24 protein-coding genes are annotated in these 21102 nt (G+C 35.5%); 15 read left to right on the plus strand and 9 right to left on the minus strand.

Annotated elements, in window-relative coordinates; all coding sequences use genetic code 11:
• The 3 genes from scpA to ABXT67_RS16275 are packed head-to-tail and all read left to right on the plus strand — an operon-like array spanning position 1 to position 3403.
• The gene (gene scpA, locus ABXT67_RS16265; protein WP_415375077.1) at positions 1–2133 is read left to right on the plus strand and encodes a methylmalonyl-CoA mutase; all 2133 of its coding nucleotides are present in this window, start codon (positions 1–3) and stop codon (positions 2131–2133) included.
• A complete protein-coding gene (locus ABXT67_RS16270; protein WP_415375078.1) occupies positions 2134–2823 on the plus strand; it encodes an outer membrane beta-barrel protein in 690 nt (229 codons plus the stop codon).
• A 46-nt stretch (positions 2824–2869) separates the two neighbouring features.
• Positions 2870–3403, plus strand: a complete 534-nt coding sequence (locus ABXT67_RS16275; RefSeq protein WP_415375079.1) for a GNAT family N-acetyltransferase — start codon at positions 2870–2872, stop codon at positions 3401–3403.
• A 32-nt stretch (positions 3404–3435) separates the two neighbouring features.
• Here the strand turns inward: ABXT67_RS16275 and ABXT67_RS16280 are convergent, their stop codons facing one another.
• Positions 3436–4527 carry a T9SS type A sorting domain-containing protein gene (locus ABXT67_RS16280; protein ID WP_415375080.1) on the minus strand — a complete coding sequence of 364 codons (1092 nt, stop codon included), beginning with the start codon at positions 4525–4527 and terminating at the stop codon, positions 3436–3438.
• A gap of 171 nt (positions 4528–4698) precedes the next feature.
• Here ABXT67_RS16280 and ABXT67_RS16285 point away from each other — a divergent pair, with 171 nt between their 5' ends.
• The 6 genes from ABXT67_RS16285 (at position 4699) to ABXT67_RS16310 (ending at position 10003) form a co-directional block, all read left to right on the plus strand.
• On the plus strand, positions 4699–5466 hold the full coding sequence (locus ABXT67_RS16285) for a ParA family protein (protein WP_415375081.1): 768 nt from the start codon (positions 4699–4701) through the stop codon (positions 5464–5466).
• A gap of 92 nt (positions 5467–5558) precedes the next feature.
• Complete coding sequence (locus ABXT67_RS16290; protein WP_415375082.1) at positions 5559–6458, plus strand: ParB/RepB/Spo0J family partition protein; 900 nt, start codon at positions 5559–5561, stop codon at positions 6456–6458.
• Entirely contained in the window at positions 6448–7041 is a 594-nt protein-coding gene (locus ABXT67_RS16295; protein WP_415375083.1) for a DUF5683 domain-containing protein, read from the plus strand. The genes ABXT67_RS16290 and ABXT67_RS16295 overlap by 11 nt, the downstream gene beginning before the upstream one ends.
• Positions 7038–7748, plus strand: a complete 711-nt coding sequence (gene dapB, locus ABXT67_RS16300; protein WP_415375084.1) for a 4-hydroxy-tetrahydrodipicolinate reductase — start codon at positions 7038–7040, stop codon at positions 7746–7748. The genes ABXT67_RS16295 and dapB overlap by 4 nt, the downstream gene beginning before the upstream one ends.
• A 38-nt stretch (positions 7749–7786) precedes the next feature.
• On the plus strand, positions 7787–9373 hold the full coding sequence (gene lepB, locus ABXT67_RS16305; RefSeq protein WP_415375085.1) for a signal peptidase I: 1587 nt from the start codon (positions 7787–7789) through the stop codon (positions 9371–9373).
• Positions 9374–9385: 12 nt separating this feature from the next.
• A complete protein-coding gene (locus tag ABXT67_RS16310) occupies positions 9386–10003 on the plus strand; it encodes a WbqC family protein (protein WP_415375086.1) in 618 nt (205 codons plus the stop codon).
• Here the strand turns inward: ABXT67_RS16310 and ABXT67_RS16315 are convergent, their stop codons facing one another.
• Entirely contained in the window at positions 10004–10825 is an 822-nt protein-coding gene (locus ABXT67_RS16315; RefSeq protein WP_415375087.1) for an endonuclease/exonuclease/phosphatase family protein, read from the minus strand.
• 43 nt (positions 10826–10868) lie between these two features.
• Between ABXT67_RS16315 and ABXT67_RS16320 the strand changes: the two genes are divergently transcribed.
• Entirely contained in the window at positions 10869–11063 is a 195-nt protein-coding gene (locus tag ABXT67_RS16320) for a hypothetical protein (protein WP_415375088.1), read from the plus strand.
• Here ABXT67_RS16320 and ABXT67_RS16325 read toward each other — a convergent pair.
• From ABXT67_RS16325 to ABXT67_RS16350, 6 genes are all read right to left on the minus strand, one after another.
• Entirely contained in the window at positions 11044–11919 is an 876-nt protein-coding gene (locus tag ABXT67_RS16325; protein ID WP_415375089.1) for a rhomboid family intramembrane serine protease, read from the minus strand. The genes ABXT67_RS16320 and ABXT67_RS16325 overlap by 20 nt on opposite strands.
• A gap of 1 nt (position 11920) precedes the next feature.
• Complete coding sequence (locus tag ABXT67_RS16330) at positions 11921–12670, minus strand: rhomboid family intramembrane serine protease (RefSeq protein ID WP_415375090.1); 750 nt, start codon at positions 12668–12670, stop codon at positions 11921–11923.
• Between the two features lie 38 nt (positions 12671–12708).
• Positions 12709–14553 (minus strand): DNA mismatch repair endonuclease MutL, encoded by a 1845-nt coding sequence (gene mutL / locus ABXT67_RS16335; protein WP_415375091.1) that lies wholly within the window; start codon positions 14551–14553, stop codon positions 12709–12711.
• On the minus strand, positions 14553–14852 hold the full coding sequence (locus ABXT67_RS16340; protein ID WP_415375092.1) for a hypothetical protein: 300 nt from the start codon (positions 14850–14852) through the stop codon (positions 14553–14555). Before ABXT67_RS16340 ends, mutL begins: the two co-directional genes overlap by 1 nt.
• A gap of 229 nt (positions 14853–15081) precedes the next feature.
• A complete protein-coding gene (ribH, locus tag ABXT67_RS16345; protein ID WP_415375093.1) occupies positions 15082–15579 on the minus strand; it encodes a 6,7-dimethyl-8-ribityllumazine synthase in 498 nt (165 codons plus the stop codon).
• A 307-nt stretch (positions 15580–15886) separates the two neighbouring features.
• Positions 15887–16648 carry a tetratricopeptide repeat protein gene (locus tag ABXT67_RS16350; RefSeq protein ID WP_415375094.1) on the minus strand — a complete coding sequence of 254 codons (762 nt, stop codon included), beginning with the start codon at positions 16646–16648 and terminating at the stop codon, positions 15887–15889.
• A 150-nt stretch (positions 16649–16798) separates the two neighbouring features.
• Between ABXT67_RS16350 and recF the strand changes: the two genes are divergently transcribed.
• From recF to ABXT67_RS16365, 3 genes are all read left to right on the plus strand, one after another.
• The gene (gene recF / locus ABXT67_RS16355; RefSeq protein WP_415375095.1) at positions 16799–17884 is read left to right on the plus strand and encodes a DNA replication/repair protein RecF; all 1086 of its coding nucleotides are present in this window, start codon (positions 16799–16801) and stop codon (positions 17882–17884) included.
• A gap of 26 nt (positions 17885–17910) precedes the next feature.
• Entirely contained in the window at positions 17911–18324 is a 414-nt protein-coding gene (locus ABXT67_RS16360) for a lipocalin family protein (protein WP_415375096.1), read from the plus strand.
• Between the two features lie 109 nt (positions 18325–18433).
• Positions 18434–18730, plus strand: coding sequence for a DUF721 domain-containing protein (locus ABXT67_RS16365; RefSeq protein ID WP_415375097.1), 297 nt, complete (start codon positions 18434–18436; stop codon positions 18728–18730).
• Between the two features lie 121 nt (positions 18731–18851).
• Here the strand turns inward: ABXT67_RS16365 and ABXT67_RS16370 are convergent, their stop codons facing one another.
• Complete coding sequence (locus tag ABXT67_RS16370) at positions 18852–19271, minus strand: nucleoside-diphosphate kinase (protein WP_415375098.1); 420 nt, start codon at positions 19269–19271, stop codon at positions 18852–18854.
• Between the two features lie 253 nt (positions 19272–19524).
• On the opposite strand from ABXT67_RS16370, the gene ABXT67_RS16375 reads away from it, so the two are divergent.
• A complete protein-coding gene (locus ABXT67_RS16375) occupies positions 19525–20541 on the plus strand; it encodes a DHH family phosphoesterase (RefSeq protein WP_415375099.1) in 1017 nt (338 codons plus the stop codon).
• 150 nt (positions 20542–20691) lie between these two features.
• Entirely contained in the window at positions 20692–21093 is a 402-nt protein-coding gene (gene gldI / locus ABXT67_RS16380) for a gliding motility-associated peptidyl-prolyl isomerase GldI (RefSeq protein WP_415375100.1), read from the plus strand.
• Positions 21094–21102: the final 9 nt, after the last annotated feature.

Raw genomic sequence — 21102 nt, forward strand, 5'->3', positions numbered from 1 at the left:
ATGGCTAGAAAAAACTTTCAAAATATAAAACTAGACTATAGTGCTACGGAATCGAAAAGGTTAAAAAACAAAACCTTTTCTACTGCAGAAGGAATTGAAGTTAAAAAATCCTATTCTGAAGCTGATATTGAAGGTTTAAAGCATTTAGATTTTGCCGCGGGGATTCCGCCGTACTTGAGAGGCCCTTATTCCACCATGTACGTTCGCCGTCCTTGGACGATACGACAATACGCAGGTTTTTCTACTGCGCAAGAAAGCAACGCATTTTACCGACGTAATCTTGCAGCGGGCCAAAAAGGACTTTCGGTTGCTTTTGACTTGGCCACCCACAGAGGCTATGATAGTGATCACGAGCGCGTAACAGGAGATGTAGGTAAAGCTGGTGTTGCGATAGACAGTGTGGAGGATATGAAAATTTTATTTGACGAAATTCCGTTGGATAAAATGAGTGTTTCTATGACCATGAATGGTGCTGTATTACCCATTATGGCTTTTTATATTGTAGCGGCAGAGGAGCAAGGAGTTGCTCCGGAGGCTTTGGCTGGAACTATACAAAATGACATTCTAAAAGAATTTATGGTGCGGAACACCTACATCTACCCACCTGCTCCATCTATGCAAATCATTAGTGATATTTTTGAATATTCTTCTGCGAATATGCCTAAGTTTAACAGTATTTCTATTTCAGGATATCATATGCAAGAAGCTGGTGCTACCTGCGATATTGAGTTGGCGTATACCCTTGCAGATGGTTTAGAATACATTCGTAAAGGGCTCGAAGCAGGAATGGATATTGATACTTTTGCCCCAAGACTCTCTTTTTTCTGGGCAATTGGGATGAATCATTTTATGGAAATTGCCAAGATGCGCGCTGCTCGAATGCTTTGGGCAAAACTAGTATCACAGTTCAATCCAAAGAACAAAAAATCATTAGCATTACGCACACATTGCCAAACAAGTGGTTGGAGTTTGACAGCGCAAGATCCTTTTAACAACGTCGCACGAACTTGTATTGAAGCCTCGGCAGCGGCATTTGGAGGAACCCAATCGTTGCACACCAATGCCTTAGATGAAGCAATAGCGCTACCCACAGATTTTTCTGCAAGAATAGCTCGTAATACACAGATTTATCTTCAAGAAGAAACCCAAATCACAAAAACGGTAGATCCCTGGGCAGGTAGTTTTTATGTAGAACGTTTGACACACGAAATTTCACAAAAAGCATGGGAGCTTATCCAAGAAGTAGAAGAACTTGGAGGAATGACAGAAGCAATAGAAGCAGGCATCCCTAAATTAAGGATTGAAGAAGCAGCTGCAAAAAAGCAAGCGCGAATAGATAGTGAACAGGATATTATAGTAGGTGTAAATAAGTATAGACTGGAAAAAGAAGACCCCTTACAAATCTTAGATGTTGATAATGAAATGGTGCGAAACTCGCAATTAGAGCGCCTAGCACAAATAAAAAAAGACAGAGACGATACAAAAGTAAAGGCATGTTTGCAAAAACTAACGAGGTGCGCACAAACTAAAGAAGGTAATTTGTTATCTTTAGCAGTAGATGCTGCTCGTGAACGGGCAACTTTAGGAGAAATTAGTGATGCTTTAGAGAGTGTTTACGGCAGGTATAAAGCTCAAATTAAATCGGTTAGTGGAGTGTATAGTTCAGAAATAAAAAAAGACCCCTCTTTTGCGAAAGCACGAGAAATGGCAGACAAATTTGCAAAACTCGAAGGCCGCCGCCCTCGTATTATGGTAGCGAAAATGGGCCAAGACGGTCACGATCGTGGGGCCAAAGTGGTAGCAACGGGTTATGCAGATGTAGGTTTTGATGTGGATATTGGCCCCTTATTTCAAACCCCTAAGGAAGTCGCACAACAAGCTACAGAAAATGATGTGCACATTTTAGGAATCTCCTCTTTAGCTGCAGGACACAAAACACTAGTTCCACAAGTAATTACTGAGCTTAAAAAATTAGACCGCGAAGATATTATGGTCATCGTGGGGGGGGTTATTCCTGTTCAAGATTACCAATTTTTGTTTGATGCTGGAGCAACTGCCGTCTATGGTCCAGGAACTAGAATAAGTGATGCAGCCATTGAAATGTTAGAATTATTAATAAATATTAACTCATAAATGAATAAACTTTTTTTTCTATGTCTAGGACTAATATACCTAAACAGTTTTTCTCAAAGTAGAGAATTAACAACTGACAGTAAATTTTTCTTTAGTGGTGTTGCTGGGCTAAATAGCACAACAGTAAAAACCAAAATTGACACCTTTATTGGTTCAGAAAATAATGTTGGTTATCTCGTGGGAGTTCACGCAAATTACTTTCCTGATTATGAATATTCACAATTATTTATGAGAGTAGGAATTGAATATAGCCAAGAAGATATGGTGAGTTCTAGCCCTATCACCTTTCAAAGTCAAGAAGTAATTTCCTCGGTAAGTCTATCCTTTATGGAGCTAAATGTGTTTGCCGCATATAGGTTTGGATTAGAAAAGAAGTTTGACTTTTATCTTGGGGGCGGAGGCTTCTATCAATTAGTAGTTTCAAATAATAAAAACTCCTATCGGTTTGAAAGAGAAGACGGCAGCACTTTTCCAATATTTGATAATGAAAGCATTAATACTCCACTTAAATATAGTGTTAGTCCTTCAAATTCAACAGTAGGCTTTTTAATTGAATTCGGCACTTTTTTTGATATCGGAAATAAATCTGCGTCTATCGCAACAGGGTATAAATATTCTATTTTCTTGGAAAGATTTATAGATTTAAACAAACAGAACTTTTTTCTGAAACTTGGGTACGAAATCTTTTAATTAGGCAATACCTAACCGCATTTTTATAATTCAATAAGTTCTAAGTGTGAAAAAACGCATACTATTAACACCTCGTTTAATCCTACGAAATTGGCAAGACAAAGATCGATTGCCATTTGCTAAAATGTGCGCAAATCCAGAAGTAATGCAATATTTCCCAAAGCCATTATCTACAAAGGAGAGCACAAATTTAATAGATCGTTTTATAGAACGATATGAACAAAATGGCTACACCTATTTTGCTTTAGAAGTAAAAGACACGGCTCAATTTATAGGGTTCATAGGGATGTTGGATCAAACATACAAGAGTTCCTTTACTCCCAATGTAGATATTGGTTGGCGCCTTAGAAAAGATGCTTGGGGAAAAGGATATGCTACTGAAGCGGCACAAGCCTGTATTGACAATGCCGCTTCTTTATTTGGTATTAAAAAACTTATCTCTGTAGCTTCACACGATAATCTAGCCTCTATTAATGTTATGGAAAAAATTGGAATGAAATTTCAAGGAAAATTTGAACATCCATCATTGACGGAATATCCTCATTTAAATCCTTGTGTTTGGTATTCAATAAATCTATAAAAGCTCAAATATCTTTGAGGTTTTAAACTAATTTATCTTTTCAATAATTTAAAAACTTTAGAATCCCCTTTTGTTGTCTTAACGTGTAACAAATAAATGGCATTAGATTGTAGTACTCCAATATTCAAGGTGTTGTTTTTAAAAGAAGTTTTAGAAAGTACGTTCTTACCTGTAAGATCAAATATAACAATTGAAAGTTCCTTGTCTTGCGGATTTTTGAGTTGTAAATATGGGCTGCCTGTTTTCTCATAAATAAGAACTTCTGAAAGATTATTTTCTTCAATACTTAGTTCGGTATCTCTAAAATCTACCAAAAACTCTCCCATTAATGGTGTTCCTTTTCGCAATCTAAAAACACCTAGTTCATCCGGGAAATAATATTGTGAACCAAACCCACCATAATCAAAATTGTTATCACATAATAGTTGCATCACTAAATAAGTCCTAAATTCAATTAATCCACAAGCTCCGTCAAGCATATTTGATACTGCTGAATCTATACTCCAGATTTGAAGTTCTTTTTCAAAATCGGTCGAAGCACTTCTTCTCATTGAAAAAGAAAAACTACTCTCACAAGATGTGGTTGAAACAGTTTCAAACAACAAAAGATCATTTTGTGAATCATAATTAATTGCGACCTGAAAATTAAAGTTTTCCGGTACTTGATCTAAAGGATCACAGATCATAGGACCATTATAACAATTGATAACTTGATCTTCGTCATATTCTTCCGTACCAATTAAATCAAACGTTTTCCCATCTACAAAGTCTAAAAATTCTTGTTGTATTGGGCCTGATGGTAAATAATCATTATCTACCTCAATTTGTGAGCTGGGTACTTGATCTTCAATAGCAATGAGGAGATTTTTTGAATTGGACTCCATTCTATATCTGTTACCAGAAAACTGTTCAAATGCATAAATTCCATATTCAGCAAACAAATCTGTAATATATTGTTCTGAAAATATCAGTGTGATTGTTCCATCACCATTATCAGAAACTTGTGGTAAATTGCTATTATTACCAAATTGAAGTATACTACTTATCCCAAAACAAAAAGGGTCACTTTGAGAAAATGATTGCCCAAAAAATAAAAGTATAAAAATCAACGCCGCTTTTTTCACAATAAAATATTTATATATCGTATAAAAATACAATAATATTTGCCCCTAAACCGAACAAACTCTTGTTAACAACAAACCCTATTCTCCCAATTTGTTAGTTTCCTGTTAACAAAATTGATTTTTGGTTCGGTTAAATAGTGGTATTTTTAGCTATTAATTTTAGAACTATTAATGGGTAAAATAATTGCTATTGCAAACCAAAAAGGAGGCGTCGGGAAAACGACCACTTCAATAAATCTTGCCGCTGCTTTAGGGGTCTTAGAAAAAAAAGTATTGTTGATTGATGCAGATCCCCAAGCCAATGCAACTTCGGGCTTAGGAATTGACGTAGAAACTGTTATCAATGGCACCTATCAATTACTGGAACATTCTACAACTGCAAAAAATGCTATTGTACAAACCACTTCGCCAAATCTAGATTTAATACCAGCGCACATAGACCTAGTGGCTATTGAAATTGAACTCGTGGACAAAGAAAACCGCGAATATATGCTCAAACAAGTGATTACAGATCTTAAAAATGACTATGACTATATCATTATAGACTGCGCGCCTTCGCTTGGCTTATTAACATTGAATGCGTTGACAGCCGCAGATGCTGTTTTAATTCCCATACAATGTGAGTATTTTGCCTTGGAAGGTTTAGGTAAACTATTAAACACTATAAAAAGCATTCAAAAAATTCATAATCCTGATTTAGATATTGAAGGTTTGTTATTAACGATGTATGATTCAAGATTACGCTTATCCAACCAAGTCGTAGAGGAAGTAAAAAAACACTTTGACACGATGGTTTTTAAGACAATTATACAGCGAAACGTTCGTTTGAGTGAAGCACCTAGTTATGGAGAAAGTATTATTAGCTATGACGCCAGCAGTAAAGGAGCTAATAATTATTTGAGTTTGGCAGAAGAGTTGATTAAAAAAAATATACACTAAACCGTTTATTGAATAGCGTCTCATACAAAGGTGAATTTAAAAATACACTTTAAAAATGGGGTTTAATATCCCTATATACAAGGGCATTAAAGATGGCAAAAGCAACAAAAAAACAAGCATTAGGAAGAGGACTTTCAGCATTATTGAAAGATCCCTCTAATGATATAAAATCTGCAAACGATCCTAATGCAGACAAAGTAGTTGGAAATATTGTTGAATTAGACCTAGCCTCGATTGAGGTCAATCCTTTTCAACCAAGAACTAGCTTTAATGAAGAAGCGCTTCGTGAATTGGCTTCGAGTATCAAGGAATTGGGAGTAATACAACCCATCACCGTTCGTAAGGTTGACTTTAACAAATACCAACTAGTAAGCGGCGAACGTCGTTTTAGAGCTTCTAGCCTCATTGGGCTTGCCACGATTCCAGCTTATATTAGGATTGCCAATGACCAAGAATCGTTAGAAATGGCGCTCGTTGAAAACATTCAGCGAGAAGACTTAGATCCTATTGAAATAGCATTGTCATACCAAAGATTAATCGAAGAGATAGACCTCACACAAGAGGAAATGAGCGATCGTGTGGGTAAAAACCGTTCTACGATTGCAAACTATTTAAGATTGTTAAAGTTAGACCCCATTATTCAAACAGGAATGAGAGACGGCTTTATCTCTATGGGACACGGTAGAGCACTAATTACTATAGAAAACACAGACGACCAACTCGCTATTTATGAAAAAGTAGTAAGTCACAAATTATCGGTTAGAGATACCGAAGCATTAGCAAGAGGCATCAAATCTACTGATAAAAGCGCAAAGCCAAAGGCAAAACCACTACCTTCATTTGCTCGTAAAGCAAGTAAAGAATTGTCTGATGTTTTTGAAACAAGCGTAGCCGTTAAGGCAACCGCTAAAGGAAAAGGACAAATCGTATTGCCTTTTAAAACAAAAGATGATTTTGATAGAATCTTGAAACTACTTAAAGGTGAAGACTAGTATTCTCTATATCGCCTTATTGTTCTTTTCAGCTTCGATTATCGCTCAAAAAGATTCTCTTTCAGTTAAAAACGAGAAGTCTAATATTGTTATAAAAGATACTTTAGCGACCCAAGAGTACGATGCTTTGGCACCACAACGCGCAGCGTTTTATAGTGCCGTACTTCCTGGATTGGGACAAGCTTACAACAAAAAATACTGGAAAATACCTGTCATTTATGGTGGAATGGCTGCAGGAGTTTATTTCTATATCCAAAATGACAATGACTATAATAGATTTAGAGATGCATTTAAAAGAAGGCTAGCAGGGTTTACAGATGATGAATTTTTTGGTGCTGGAGAGGAGGCTACAATTTCTAATGAAAGACTTATAGATGCACAAAAAAATGCACGCCAAAATAGAGATGTAAGCGTCATTGTAACCCTAGCATTTTATCTTATAAATATTGTGGATGCTAATGTAGATGCCCACCTTAGACAATATAATGTTGATGACAATTTATCCATTGAGCCAAATTTTAAACTGAATGAATTTGACAATACAGTAAATTATGGACTCTCATTTAAATTTAATTTAGAATGAAACTGGCACTATTGGGTTTTGGAAAAATGGGGAAAACTATTGAAGGCCTCGCACTTCAAAAAGGCCATATCATCGTTTACAAAAACACTTCAACAATAGAGGAAGGTTCATTGAAAGAAGCCGACGTTGCCATAGAGTTTTCTAACCCTCAAGCCGCTGTAGGAAATATTTATAAATGTTTTGAATTAGGCATTCCAATAGTTTCAGGAACTACGGGATGGTTGGCCGAATTACCCAAAGTAAAAAAAGATTGCGAATCTCGTAACAGAACTTTTATTTATGCGTCAAACTTCAGTATTGGAGTACATTTATTTTTCAATCTCAATGAGCATTTAGTAAAATTAATGGCACCTTGGGAGGACTATTCTGCGGCTATAGAAGAAATTCATCACACACAAAAGCTAGACGCGCCAAGTGGTACAGCAATTACACTAGCAGAACAAATAATTGACAAACATCCAGTAAAAGAAAACTGGACTTTAGAAGAAGAAGAAAAAGAAGAAGAGAAGTCCATTTTCATCGATGCCATAAGAACGCCTAATGTAAAAGGGACACATACTGTTAAATACACCTCTAAGATAGACACTATTTCTATAAAACATGAGGCGAATAGCCGTGAAGGTTTTGCAAAAGGTGCTATTTTAGCCGCAGAGTTTATAAAAGATAAAAAAGGAATATTCACGATGAAAGATGTACTAGAAATTTAGTCGTTTTTCAATTTAAAATTTCTTAAAAAGAAGATACTATGAGTTGGACACATTGGTTATTATTCATTCTTATCATTCAAGTAATCCATTTTTTGGGAACTTGGAAATTATATATTGCCGCTGGCAGAAAAGCTTGGGAAGCAGCAGTACCATTTTATAATGCTGTGGTATTAATGAAAATAATAAATCGCCCTTGGTGGTGGACTATTTTATTATTTATACCCATTGTAAATCTTATCATGTTCCCAGTAGTTTGGGTTGAAACAATTAGAAGTTTTGGAAGAAATAATGCTACTGAAACTGCCCTAGGACTTTTTACATTTGGGCTATACATTTATTATATCAATTACACCCAAGAGGTCACTCACGTCAAAGACCGAAGCCTACAACCAAGAACTGGTCTAGGCGAATGGGTAAGCTCTATTTTATTTGCCGTCGTTGCTGCGACGGTAGTTCATACTTATGTGATGCAACCGTTTACAATCCCAACTTCGTCATTAGAAAAGACACTACTCGTAGGTGATTTCCTATTCGTAAGCAAGTTTCATTATGGCGCGAGGGCGCCTATGACGCCTATTTCTTTTCCGATGGTGCACGATACTATCCCAGTGGTAGGAACAAAATCGTACCGTGACAAACCTCAAATTCCGTATTTTAGGATTCCTGGTTTCCAAAAAATAAAAAGAAATGATATTGTAGTTTTCAATTGGCCAGTCGACACCCTCGTAGATATCAACCCCTCGTCTATGAGAGGAAGTGTTCAAAAACCAATTGACAAAAAATCAAATTACGTAAAGCGATGCGTAGGCCTTCCTGGAGATTCACTTGAGGTTAGGAATGGCTATGTTTGGATAGACGGAAAACAGAATGTGCTACCTTCTCGTGCTAAACTTCAATTTTACTATTTTGTTTCTCTAAAAAAAGCATTGAATGAAAGAGAAGTAAACTATATAATGTCTCGATACGATATTACAGATATTTCTAAACCTCAAGGATTTCCAGATACGGGATACCTTTTTCATATGACCGATGAAGCGAGGGACAAATTCAAAAATTATAAAGATGCTGTCGATATTAAAGCTATTAAGGAAAAAAGTGATCGTTTTGATCCAGGAGTTTTTCCATCAGATTCGCAATATAGCTATAGTACAGATTTCTTTGGTCCTATTTATATTCCTGAAGCAGGTAAAACTGTTGCCATTGACGCAGCAAGCATTCCATTCTACAAAAGAATTATTGAAGTCTATGAGGGAAGAGAAATGGGTGTTGAAAACAAAATCACCCAAAATGGCACTGAAGTATTCTTAAACGGAGTGCCTATTGCGGAGTACACCTTTAAAATGGATTATTACTGGATGATGGGAGACAACCGAAACAACTCGCAAGACGCGCGTTCTTGGGGGTATGTTCCTTTTAACCACGTCGTAGGAAAACCTGTTTTTGTTTGGATGAGTTGGAATAGCAATGAGCAAGGATTCTTCAATAAAATTAGAACAGAACGCTTATTCACTACTGTTAGTGGGGAAGGAAAACCCATCTCCTATTTCTTTTATTTTTTAATTGCTCTTGCAGGGTATTTTGTATTTAACTTTTTTAGAAAAAGAAAAAAGGACAAATCCTCCTAATCGTTAAACATTTTGAGCGAAATTTTAATTTATCCTTCTTATTTTCCTTCAATTGCATCGATGGCTGCGATGTCTCAGGCTTCGAATATAGTTTTTGAAGTGGAAGACAACTATCAAAAACAAACCTATCGCAATCGTTCGTATATAGCGCATAGCAACGGAAAATTATTGCTCACGATACCCATCACGCACCAAAAAGAAAAAGAATCTCAAAAAACAAAAGAGGTAGTTCCTGAAAATGATTTTCCGTGGTTAGCACAACACTGGAAATCCGTACAATCTGCCTATCGCACCTCGCCTTATTTTGAATTTTACGAAGATGACCTTTCTCCTTTATTTTCAAAACCGGTAACAAATTTACAAGCCTTTAACCTACTAATTATTAAAGCACTTTTTGAATTAATCGGAATGGAAGTTCCTACAGAAAGAAGTTCCGAGTATTTGACAGTGCCCAAACAAAAGGACCTGCGACATCTCGTTGTTTGCAAACGGGAAAAAAAATTTAGATTTGAAACCTACCACCAAGTATTTGAAGAAACCGAAGGGTATATAGAGAATCTCTCAGTATTAGATTTACTGTTTAATGAGGGGCCTAATTCTTTGTCCTATCTAGAAAGACAAAAACTATAATTACCAGCTAACGCTTGCGCTCACTGGGTAGTGGTCAGAAAACGTTTCTTTTAAAGTTTTAAAAGATTGCACTTCAATTTCTTCTGAAGTTAAAATATAGTCAATCCGCATGGGGAACCACTCAAACCAGAACGTTGTTCCAAACCCGCTCCCTTTTTCATCAAAAGCATCTTTGGTACTTTCTCTTAACTGATCATAAATATATGAGTATGGTGTGTTATTAAAATCACCCATCATAATAAAAGGATGCTTCAATGTTTTAGAATGTGCAAGAACCGCAGCTACTTGATCTTGTTGATTTCTGAAGGCATGCATCAATCTATTTTTTAATATTGATGTGTCTTGCTCTTGTAACGAGCTTACTGAGGCCAAAACACCTAATGAATTTAAGTGTAGATTGTACACTGTTATCGTATCATTGCCCTTAATAACTTGAGAAAAAATAATATTATTCTGAGTGCCCTCAAAATCAAATGCTTCTTTATTAATTAATGGATATTTAGAAAAAATAGCATGACCTAAATTTGATTTTTTATGTCTAAAATGAATAAAACGATACGGATATTCACTGAAATTGTGCGAAGTACCGCGATAGTATTCTTGAATACAAATAACATCAGGGGTTACTTCAGTATTATTATCTGAAATGATTTTTGAAATCGCCACATCATCAATAACTTTTTCATAAGCATTAAAAATCCTTACATTATGACTCAAAACTATTAGCTTATTTTTACTTTTTACAGGATCTTCCGTTGAATAAATTTCATAGAAAGGTGTGAAATAAAAATAAGCAATTACGACTAAAATTGTGGAGAGCATCCATTTTCGCTTTAATTGTAGCAACCAAAAAAAAGCAAATCCGATGTTTAACAATAGGAGCGGTCCAACAATTACACTCAATAACGGAATTATGGGAATAGATTTGGGCGGTAACAAAGGCAATAAGAAAGAAGCAAGTAACATGAATGCTACCAGCGTATTCAACCAATACATTATTTCAGAAAAGAATGATAATTTTCTCAATCCCATAAAAGGTCTTATTGATTCCCTGCTTTAAATAGAAAATCCTTCTCGACTTTTGTTAAGCTTTCATAGCCGCTCTTCCCTATTTTGTCAAGAATAGTATCTATTTTTTTTTGATGATCTGTTTTATCTTCTTTAGAAACTTTTGCAGCTTTTGCTTTTGTCTTTTGAGTGCGATGTACTCTTGTAAACGGTTTCTCTTTTCTTGGCTTGAAAATATTTTGACAATACGAAATCATATTTTCAAACCATTTTCCAATATCGTTTCCTTTCATTAATTGCTTTGCATAGAGATACCCAAAAGCAGCTCCGCCCAAATGTGACAATAATCCGCCCGCATTGGGAGAGAAAGGTAATTGCAATACATCTTTAGCTACTAAAACTGCAGCAATATGCCATAATTTAATATTGAACATAAAGATGCGAACCGTAGTATTGGGAGAATAAGTTGCAATAAAAACGATAATCGCTTGCACGGCAGCAGAAGCTCCTAGCAAATACCCACGAGAACCTGCAAAAACTGGAAATAAATTATAGGAAATTAAATACAAAAGACCACCGAACATTCCTCCTAAAAGATAGATCGTCAAAAAACGTTTGGTACTAAAAAGGTTCAAAACAAAAGGCCCGAACCAAAATAACCAAAGCATATTAAATAAAATATGAAAGAAGCCAAAATGTAAAAATGCGTAGGTAAATATAGACCAAGGTTGGATGATTACCTCAGAAAAATCATCTGGCAGTACAAACCAGGATGCCAACGATTCTTGAGGGATTTGAAAGAAAAATGACCCGAGATAGAAAAACAAAAAAATAACCGTATTAATGGCTATGATTTGCATCACAACTCCCAAGGCCTTAAACTTATATTGTAAATTATTATAACTCATATTAATACATCCGGGTGTTGTTAAAACTATTTTTTTTCCAGTAGTAGGCCATAATAAAACCAAAAAGTGCGCCGCCTAAATGCGCCCAGTTCGCAATATTTTCGCCAAAAACAGAAAAACCTGTGAGGCCAGAAAACAAATCCATTATCAATAATGCGGGTATAAAATACTTTGCCTTAATAGGGATTGGTAGAAAAATAAGCATCAATTCCATATTTGGATACATCAATCCAAACGCAACAAGAACACCATAAATTGCCCCAGATGCTCCTACAGCTGGTGTATTAAAATCACGATACAAACCTTCCAAAGTATCTATGGGCACTTCATTTAAAATACTACTTCTATATTGACCTGTTGCAAACATTTCAGTAATTTCTGAAGGAGAAACACCAGCAGCCATTAAAACATCCATACCACTGTTCACTTGAAAATAAGCAACTACCGAATGTATTAAAGCCGCTCCAATTCCAGCCGAAAAATAAAAGAATAAAAACTTATTTCTACCCCATTGTGCCTCTAAAGGGGAGCCAAACATATACAGTCCAAACATATTGAAAAGTATGTGCATAAGGCTATTTTGATCATGCATAAACATATGCGTGATGGGTTGCCATATTTGGAAATTAGGGTGTTCAAAATAATACAATGAGAATAGTCTATATGCAACATCACCAATGAGTAATGAGCCTGCATAAAAAATCACATTTATAATTATTAAAACCTTAACCGTTTCTGTTATTCTTCCCATATTTATTTCCCGATTACCCGGTAATCTCTTGTTATAATTTAAACAAATTTCTTATCCATTGCAATAGCGTCCAATGTAACCAAAACAGGTTTGTTAGACGGTGAAACACTAGGCTCCTTGCACAAAAAAAGTTTATTTACAAGGTGCTCTCGCTCTTCTTTATTTAATGCAACACCAGCTTTAATCGCCATACTTCTAGCTAAAGACTTTACCAATAAATCATTTTGACTAAAATTTGCCTCTGGTATTTCGGCCACCACATCGGCAACTAGGTTTTCTAACACTTGTGGCACTTGACTTTCTACCAATGCCACAGGAATTCCTTCTATACTAACTGTTTCGTCTGTAAAATTTGAAAATACAAAGCCTGTAAATTCCAATTGCTCTTGGATAGATTTCAAAACTTTTAAATTTGGTTTTGAAAGGTGAACTTCTAACGGAAATAACAATTGCTGACTCACCGCCTGCTGAAGGGTAATGTTTTTAAGTAATTCTTCATACAAAATTCGTTCGTGTGCACGGTACTGATGGATCACCATCATCCCACTTTTTATTGGACTAACAATATATTTATTTTGTAACTGAAAGGTTTGCTGTGTTGTTTCCTGTTCCTTATTATCAAACAATTTTCCAGTTACTTCTTCACTTTCAAAAGTAATTTGCCCTTCTTGTGGTGGTGAACTCCCATCGTTTAAACCCAAGTACAATGCCTCCCAATTAGCGCTTTTTTTATCCCGTTTATAAGGAAACTGAATGGCGTTTTGTTTCTTATTTTCAGTAAAAGGATTAAACGCCCTGTCTACCTCAATCGTGGGTGCTACTGCTCTTTTACCAGCATACGAATAAGGTGTTTCTAGACTAGATTCTTTATTAAAGTCCAAAACAGGCGCGATACTAAATTGACCTAAACTATGCTTGATCGTAGCGCGCAGCATTGCGTAAAGCGCATGTTCATCATCAAACTTTATTTCGGTTTTAGTAGGGTGAATATTTATGTCAATCGACTTTGGATTTACTTCCAACATCAAAAAATATCCTGGATGTGTTCCGTTCTGTATCAATCCTTCAAATGCAGAAGAAACCGCATGATTTAAATAGGCACTTTTGATAAAACGGTTGTTCACAAAAAAGAACTGCTCACCCCTACTCTTTCTCGCAAAATCTGGCTTAATAACAAAACCTTTAATGGTTACTAAATCTGTTTCTTCTTCTACGGGCACCAATTTCTCATTGGTTTTAGTTCCGAAGATATTTACAATACGCTGTCGCATATTACTCACTGGCAATTCAAAAACAGGCGATCCGTTGTGTAGCATCGTAAATGCAATTTGAGGATGCGCCAATGCAACGCGATGAAACTCGTCTATTATGTGACGGGTCTCCACGGGATTGCTCTTTAAAAAGTTGCGTCGTGCTGGTATGTTATAAAATAAGTTTTTAACCGCGATTGTAGTTCCACAAGGTACTACTGCGGGATCTTGAGAAATCACTTTACTTCCTTCGATACAAAGCGCTGTCCCTATTTCAGATTCGTTCGTTTTGGTTTTTAGCGCTACATGAGCAATGGCTGCGATAGAGGCTAATGCCTCGCCTCTAAAACCTTTGGTATTAAGATTAAAAAGGTCCTCTGCAACTTTAATTTTTGAGGTAGCATGACGCTCAAAACTCAACCGAGCATCTGTAGTACTCATACCCATACCATTATCTGTTACCTGAACCAAGGTTTTACCTGCGTCTTTAATTAACAAGGTGATAGATGATGCCTTCGCATCTATAGCGTTCTCTAATAATTCTTTAACCACAGATGAGGGTCGTTGTACGACTTCTCCTGCAGCTATTTGATTAGCAACGTGATCTGGTAAAAGTTGAATAATATCTGCCATTAAGCACTAAAAATTGACACGTCAAAGTCTATAAAAAAAAGGAAAATTAAGATTAAAATCGCAATAATAACCAACACGGTTTTATTAAACTCTCCATTATTACGGTTGCGCGTTGCGGTGCGAGCGTTTTGCCAATGACCGCTATAATCATTATCATTATAGGTATCAGAATAGGCATCAAATTTTGTAGGATGCTTATGCTCTTCTGCAGCTTCTTTTCCTTTATAATAACGTGGGGTATAATTAAAACGGTTGTTCGTCTTTAAATTTTTGATGACAGTAAATTTGATTGGTCCCATAACGTTCGTTTGCTCACGTAAAGGTATCGAAAATGCTGCTTTTTACGTTAAGATGAATGGCTAAATTTTACACAAAAACCATACCCTTTGCAGAGATTTTCGATGTACGACAAACGTTCTACAATTTTTTAATCTAAAATTGGACTTCTTTACTTTGAAGAAAAGGCTATACTAATATGTTATCTAATTGTGAATTGAATGCAAGATTTATAATTCTAAATTCGAAAATTTAAAACGTTGCGTCTTTCCTTAACTGTGCCATTTTAATTGCCGCTATGGCCGCCTCTGTACCTTTGTTGCCATGTTTACCTCCGCTACGATCAATGGATTGTTGCATCGTATTGTCTGTTAACACACAGAATATTACGGGAATATCACCCTTTACATTTAAATCTTTAATGCCTTGCGAAACTGCTTCGCATACATAATCAAAATGCTTCGTTTCTCCTTGAATCACACTGCCTATTGCCACAATGGCATCTAGCATGTCATAACTTTGAGCCATTTTCTTACAGCCATAAATAAGTTCATAACTACCTGGAACATTCCATCGCACGATATTATCCTTAATTCCACCGCAATCTAATATCGCATCAAAAGCACCTTGAAACATCCCGTTAGTGATGTCTGGATTCCATTCAGAAACAACGAGTCCTATTCTAAAATCCTTCGCATTAGGGATGGTTTCTTTATCGTATACTGAAAGGTTGGTGTTTTTTGTTGCCATGTTGTGGTTTGTTTTTTTTGAAATTAAAATATCGTCCTTCCGAATTTTCGGATTTAGTAATTCAGTTTCATTAATAAATCTAACGAAATCGACCTTCCCTAGCACGCCGATTTAAATTTCTCTATTTCATTAACAGTATTAAGCCGCTGCGGGAAGGAGCTCAAAACTATTTTATTTTTGCTTTAGATTTCAGATTCAAGTTCTACCTTAAAGATATTTCAGCAACTTTCTTCTTTCTTCTAATGAACAAAAAAAATGGCTTAAGAAGATATCTCAAGCCATTCAGAATATAATTTATTAACCTCAATTACATTGCTTCAGCTTGTGCCAAATATGTTTTTGCTTTGGCCGCTTGATCTGCCGTTGCGTATTTATCGGTAATTGCTTTAAAGTGCTTTATCGCAGCGTCTTTGTTTCCTAACTTCATCGCTGTAATTCCAGCTTTTAGTAAGAAACGTGGCGACGTAAAATCATTTTGCTGCATCGTAGCTGCAGTTTCATAATATCCTAAGGCCTTATCATTTTGATCTAATTGTACAAAGGCATCTCCTATTGCACCCTTTGCCAAAGGACCTAACATTGCATCATCACTTTTAAACTCGTCTAAATATGCTATTGCATTCTTATAATCGTTTGTATTCAAATACGCCATACCTGCATAATAATTAGCAAGGTTAGCCGCTTTTGTGCTTCCGTAAGTATCAATGATATCAAGAAAACCATATTTCCCATTACCACCATTTAGAGATAAACCGTAAATACTATCTTTCGCCGGTGCAGTAAGCGCTTGGTCAAAATAAGATTGTGCTTGGTACATTTCGCTCATCGCCTCTTTTTCTTTTGGGTCTTGAATGAAGTAAATAAAAGCCAAGTATCCTAAAACAGCCACCGCTATCACACCCACAAATCCTAAAACATATTTTTGGTTTTTTTCAAACCAAGCTTCGGTTTTACTTGCGCCTTCGTCCAGGGTACTAAATACCTCTGCTGTTGTACTTTCGTCCTCGATAGCCGATTGCTTTTCTACCTTTGTTTTCGGTTTACCGCCTCGTTTCTTGTAGGTTGCCATAATTTACATTTGATGAACGGCAAAAATAAAATTTTTATCAGAATATAAAAGCGAAAAGATTCCTTATTTTTCAATAATTTGCAGCATAGAAATAACGTATTCTTCGGAACTATTTTATCAGAATAAAAAAAACACAACTTCCTCATTATAATGCAATTAGAAAAAATATCTTTACTTAACTACAAAAATTTTGAATCTGAAACTTTTGAGTTTGATCCTAAAATTAATTGTTTTGTAGGTCATAATGGTGCTGGAAAGACAAATGTGCTCGATGCAATCTACCATCTTTCGTTTGGAAAAAGCTATTTTAACCCTATTACTGGACAAAATATAAAACACGGCACAGATTTTCTAGTAATCGAAGGTGTGTACACTAAAAACGAACGTCCTGAAAAAATTATTATCAGTGCAAAAAGGGGTGCTAAAAAGATCATTAAACGCAATGGCAAACCGTATGAAAAGTTTAGCGAACACATTGGTTTTTTACCCTTGGTCATTATTTCGCCTGCAGATAGAGATCTTATTACTGAAGGCAGCGACACCCGGAGAAAGTTTATGGATGGTGTGATATCGCAAGGGGATAGCCATTATTTACAAACGCTTATCCAATACAATAAAACACTGAGCCAGCGAAATGCCCTGCTCAAATTTTTTGCTGTAAACCAAACTCATAATCAAGATACGCTTGATATTTATGATGCGCAATTGAATGATTTTGGCACTAAGATTTTTAAAAAAAGACAGTCATTTTTAACTGAGTATTTACCTATATTTTTAGAGCGATACCAAGCTATAAGTAATGGAGCAGAAAACATACAGTTTAGTTATAAAAGCCAATTAGAAGACGCCACATTATTGAGTTTATTAAAAAACAATATCAATAAAGATAAAGTGATGCAGTATACTAATTTTGGGATTCACAAAGATGATTTGATTTTTGAAATAGATGGACATCCTATTAAAAAGTTTGGTTCTCAAGGACAACAAAAATCATATTTAATTGCTTTAAAATTGGCCCAGTTTGATTTTATAAAACAATTAAGCGGTGTAACTCCTATTTTGCTGTTGGATGATATTTTTGATAAATTAGACGAACAAAGAGTATCCCAATTGATAACATTAGTGAATGATGAAAATTTTGGGCAACTTTTTATAAGCGATACACACCCTGAAAGAACAGAAGAGGTAGTGAAAAAAATACATCAGAGTTATAAGATGTTTGGGCTGGGGAATTAGGATTTGTGGAAATTAAAAAAAATGTGATGAAAAAGATATTATTTTTTATAGTTGTAGGCACTATTTTGGGATGTTCAATCTCTAAAGAAGAAAAACTGCAAAACTTAAATGGTTATTGGGAAATAGAAAAGGTAGTTACAGAAACGGGAGCAGAAAAAACATTTGCGATAAGTACCGTAGTAGATTTTATTGAAATTGATGGTAATCAAGGAAAACGAACTAAAGTAAACCCTCAACTAGACGGAAGCTTCAAAAATAATGGCAGCACCGAAACTTTTGAAGTTGACACCTCTGGAAACAACCTTATTTTACACTACAAAACACCTTTTGCAACTTGGGATGAGACCATTGAAAAAGCAACAACAACAAATTTGAAAACGCTAAACAGCGAAGGAAAACAATATTTTTACAAACGTTTTGAGAAGTTTGATTTTAAATGATCTGTCTTGAGCACATTTTTAAATTAAATTATAATCAGAGCTAACGCTAATATGAAAAAAGATCTCCGCCTTAGTTATATTGAGCAGAGTCGAAATACAGGGAATGAATATGGCAAAGAGAAAAGCAGAAGAATCAACTATTAGCGATCTTTTAAAAGATTTTATCGGCAACGGGAAATTAGAAAAAGGGCTTAACCAAGTGGATATAAAAGACGCTTGGTCAAAGGTCTTGGGACCTGGTATTCAAAAATATACTACCAAAGTAATTTTGGAGCGTGATGTATTGTACGTGCAGTTAAGTTCTTCTGTACTGCGCGAGGAATTAGGCTATGGGAAAGAAAAGATTATTCGATTACTCAATGAGGAAGTTGGGAAAAATCTTGTAGATAAGTTGGTGCTAAGATGACACAAATAGTTTTGAGCTAAAAAAACAATAAAATTTAATTAAAAATCCATTGAAAGTTCATATCGAATTCAATGGATTTTTTATTTAAAACAACGCTAAGCTCGGGACTCATAGCCCATCACTAAAACATTTCTCTACCCGAAAAATGGAAAGCACCTTCAATGGCAGCGTTTTCGTCGCTATCACTTCCGTGTACTGCATTTTCTCCAATAGAAGCAGCATATAATTTACGAATGGTACCTTCTGCAGCATCTGCTGGATTAGTAGCTCCAATTAACGTACGGAAATCTTCCATTGCATTTTCTTTTTCAAGAATAGCTGCAACAATAGGTCCGCGTGTCATATATGCAACTAGCTCTCCGTAAAAAGGACGCTCACTGTGCACTGCGTAAAACGCCTGTGCATCTTGCGCAGTCATATGTGTTAATTTCATAGCAACAATTCTAAAACCTGCTGCGTTAATTTTTTCAAGTATAGCACCAATGTGTCCTTTTTCAACACTATCTGGCTTTAACATAGTAAACGTTCTGTCTGATCTCATTTTAAAAATTTTGTGCAAAAGTACATATTTATGTCTCATTGGATACAGGTTTTACAAGAATTTGCGCTGGGTAACAATTATTTAATCTAGCAGGCATCTATTTTTTAATTATTACTCGATTTTTTTTCAGCACAAATGTCTGTTTTTTAAGTTTTGAAATTGATTCTTTTTCAACTGTTTAAAATCCTAAATTATCTTTAAATTTTTACTCCTTTATTACTATTTAAAGTCATAAATTGTATATTCGCTTGCTATGAATAAAGGACTCGCAACTCAATTAAAAACACTATTATCTTCAAAAAAAAGAATAGTGATTATAGGACATAGAAACCCTGATGGTGATGCCATAGGTTCTTGCTTAGGTCTGCACTTTTATCTCAAAAAATTGGGACATTATAGCAACGTTATAATGCCAAACGATTTCCCAGATTTCTTACGGTGGCTTCCAGGAACCTCTGAAATCTTCAATTTTGAAAAACAAAACCAACAAGCTCTTAGAAGCATTGAAGATGCGGAAATAATCTTCACTTTAGACTTTAATTCACTTTCTCGCGTGGGTGATATGAAGGCAATACTATCTAAAAGCAAGGCAGATTTTGTGATGATAGACCATCATCAACAACCAGACGATTATCCTATTATTACGTATAGCGATACCGCTATGGGATCTACCTGCGAAATGGTATACCACACAATTGATGCCCTAAACGGTACAGAAAACATTACGCCAGAAATGGCTACCTTATTATATACCGGTATTATGACAGATACTGGTTCCTTTAGATTTCCTTCCACAACTCCAACTACGCATCGTGTGATTGCGTCTCTCATTGAACACGGTGCTAAAAATGCTGAAATACATCAAAACATCTATGATACCAACTCCCCTTCACGAATGAAGTTACTGGGTATTGCCTTGGAAAACATGAATGTACTCCCAGCGTTTAATTCAGCATACATTACAATTTCGCAAAAAGAATTGGACGATAACAATTTCAAAAAAGGAGACACTGAAGGTTTTGTAAACTTTGCGCTCTCTGTGCAAGGCGTTAGATTTGCAATCATCTTTATTGAAAATATACAAGAAAGCATTGTAAAAATATCATTGCGGAGTAAGGGTGATTTTTCGGTGAATGAATTTTCACGTGCTCATTACAATGGAGGTGGTCATACGAATGCCGCTGGCGGACGAAGCGAACTATCTTTAGAGCAAACCGTGAAACAATTTATTAGTATATTGCCACAGTATAAAGAAGCCTTAACCCAATGACGCGGATTTTCATCACTTTACTCACACTATTTGTAACGCTATTAGCCTGCACTAGTCCAGAGGCTAGGAGGCCTATTAAAGCTACTTCAGGGAGCTTTTATACAGAATCTGCTGAGCGAAATAGAAAAATTTTTGAGGGAGAAAAAAAGTATGATAGAAGCTTTAATCAAAAACGACAGCCTTCAAGAGTATCTAACTTCTGAAAGTGGTTTTTGGTATTATTTCAACAATCAAGACACTACTCAAATTAAAGAAGCAAACATTGGTGATCTTGTTACCTTTACTTACAATATAAAAAAATTAGACGGCAGTACTGTAATTTCAACCACAGAAAACGGTATTATTTCCTATAAAGTAGACCAATCCAATCAAGATTTAATTTCAGGAATTAGAGATGGAATTAAACTATTAAAAGAAGGAGAAACAGCCACATTTATATTTCCTTCCTACAAAGCTTTTGGCTACTACGGAATCGAAAAAAAATTAGGGACTAATATTCCTGTAAGAAGTACAATAAACTTAATATCAATAAACCAAAATCAAAATAATTAATTGAAATAC

Source organism: Patiriisocius sp. Uisw_017 (assembly GCF_047731265.1).
Taxonomy (GTDB): Bacteria; Bacteroidota; Bacteroidia; order Flavobacteriales; family Flavobacteriaceae; genus Patiriisocius.

Coding starts and splice junctions, on each gene's coding strand:
- scpA (WP_415375077.1), top strand. CDS start 1: ATGGCTAGAAAAAACTTTCAAAATATAAAACTAGACTATAGTGCTACG.
- ABXT67_RS16270 (WP_415375078.1), top strand. CDS start 2,134: ATGAATAAACTTTTTTTTCTATGTCTAGGACTAATATACCTAAACAGT.
- ABXT67_RS16285 (WP_415375081.1), top strand. CDS start 4,699: ATGGGTAAAATAATTGCTATTGCAAACCAAAAAGGAGGCGTCGGGAAA.
- ABXT67_RS16290 (WP_415375082.1), top strand. CDS start 5,559: ATGGCAAAAGCAACAAAAAAACAAGCATTAGGAAGAGGACTTTCAGCA.
- dapB (WP_415375084.1), top strand. CDS start 7,038: ATGAAACTGGCACTATTGGGTTTTGGAAAAATGGGGAAAACTATTGAA.
- lepB (WP_415375085.1), top strand. CDS start 7,787: ATGAGTTGGACACATTGGTTATTATTCATTCTTATCATTCAAGTAATC.
- ABXT67_RS16315 (WP_415375087.1), bottom strand. CDS start 10,825: ATGCTCTCCACAATTTTAGTCGTAATTGCTTATTTTTATTTCACACCT.
- ABXT67_RS16320 (WP_415375088.1), top strand. CDS start 10,869: ATGTTTAACAATAGGAGCGGTCCAACAATTACACTCAATAACGGAATT.
- ABXT67_RS16325 (WP_415375089.1), bottom strand. CDS start 11,919: ATGAGTTATAATAATTTACAATATAAGTTTAAGGCCTTGGGAGTTGTG.
- ABXT67_RS16330 (WP_415375090.1), bottom strand. CDS start 12,670: ATGGGAAGAATAACAGAAACGGTTAAGGTTTTAATAATTATAAATGTG.
- mutL (WP_415375091.1), bottom strand. CDS start 14,553: ATGGCAGATATTATTCAACTTTTACCAGATCACGTTGCTAATCAAATA.
- ABXT67_RS16340 (WP_415375092.1), bottom strand. CDS start 14,852: ATGGGACCAATCAAATTTACTGTCATCAAAAATTTAAAGACGAACAAC.
- ribH (WP_415375093.1), bottom strand. CDS start 15,579: ATGGCAACAAAAAACACCAACCTTTCAGTATACGATAAAGAAACCATC.
- ABXT67_RS16350 (WP_415375094.1), bottom strand. CDS start 16,648: ATGGCAACCTACAAGAAACGAGGCGGTAAACCGAAAACAAAGGTAGAA.
- recF (WP_415375095.1), top strand. CDS start 16,799: ATGCAATTAGAAAAAATATCTTTACTTAACTACAAAAATTTTGAATCT.
- ABXT67_RS16360 (WP_415375096.1), top strand. CDS start 17,911: ATGAAAAAGATATTATTTTTTATAGTTGTAGGCACTATTTTGGGATGT.
- ABXT67_RS16365 (WP_415375097.1), top strand. CDS start 18,434: ATGGCAAAGAGAAAAGCAGAAGAATCAACTATTAGCGATCTTTTAAAA.
- ABXT67_RS16370 (WP_415375098.1), bottom strand. CDS start 19,271: ATGAGATCAGACAGAACGTTTACTATGTTAAAGCCAGATAGTGTTGAA.
- ABXT67_RS16375 (WP_415375099.1), top strand. CDS start 19,525: ATGAATAAAGGACTCGCAACTCAATTAAAAACACTATTATCTTCAAAA.
- gldI (WP_415375100.1), top strand. CDS start 20,692: ATGATAGAAGCTTTAATCAAAAACGACAGCCTTCAAGAGTATCTAACT.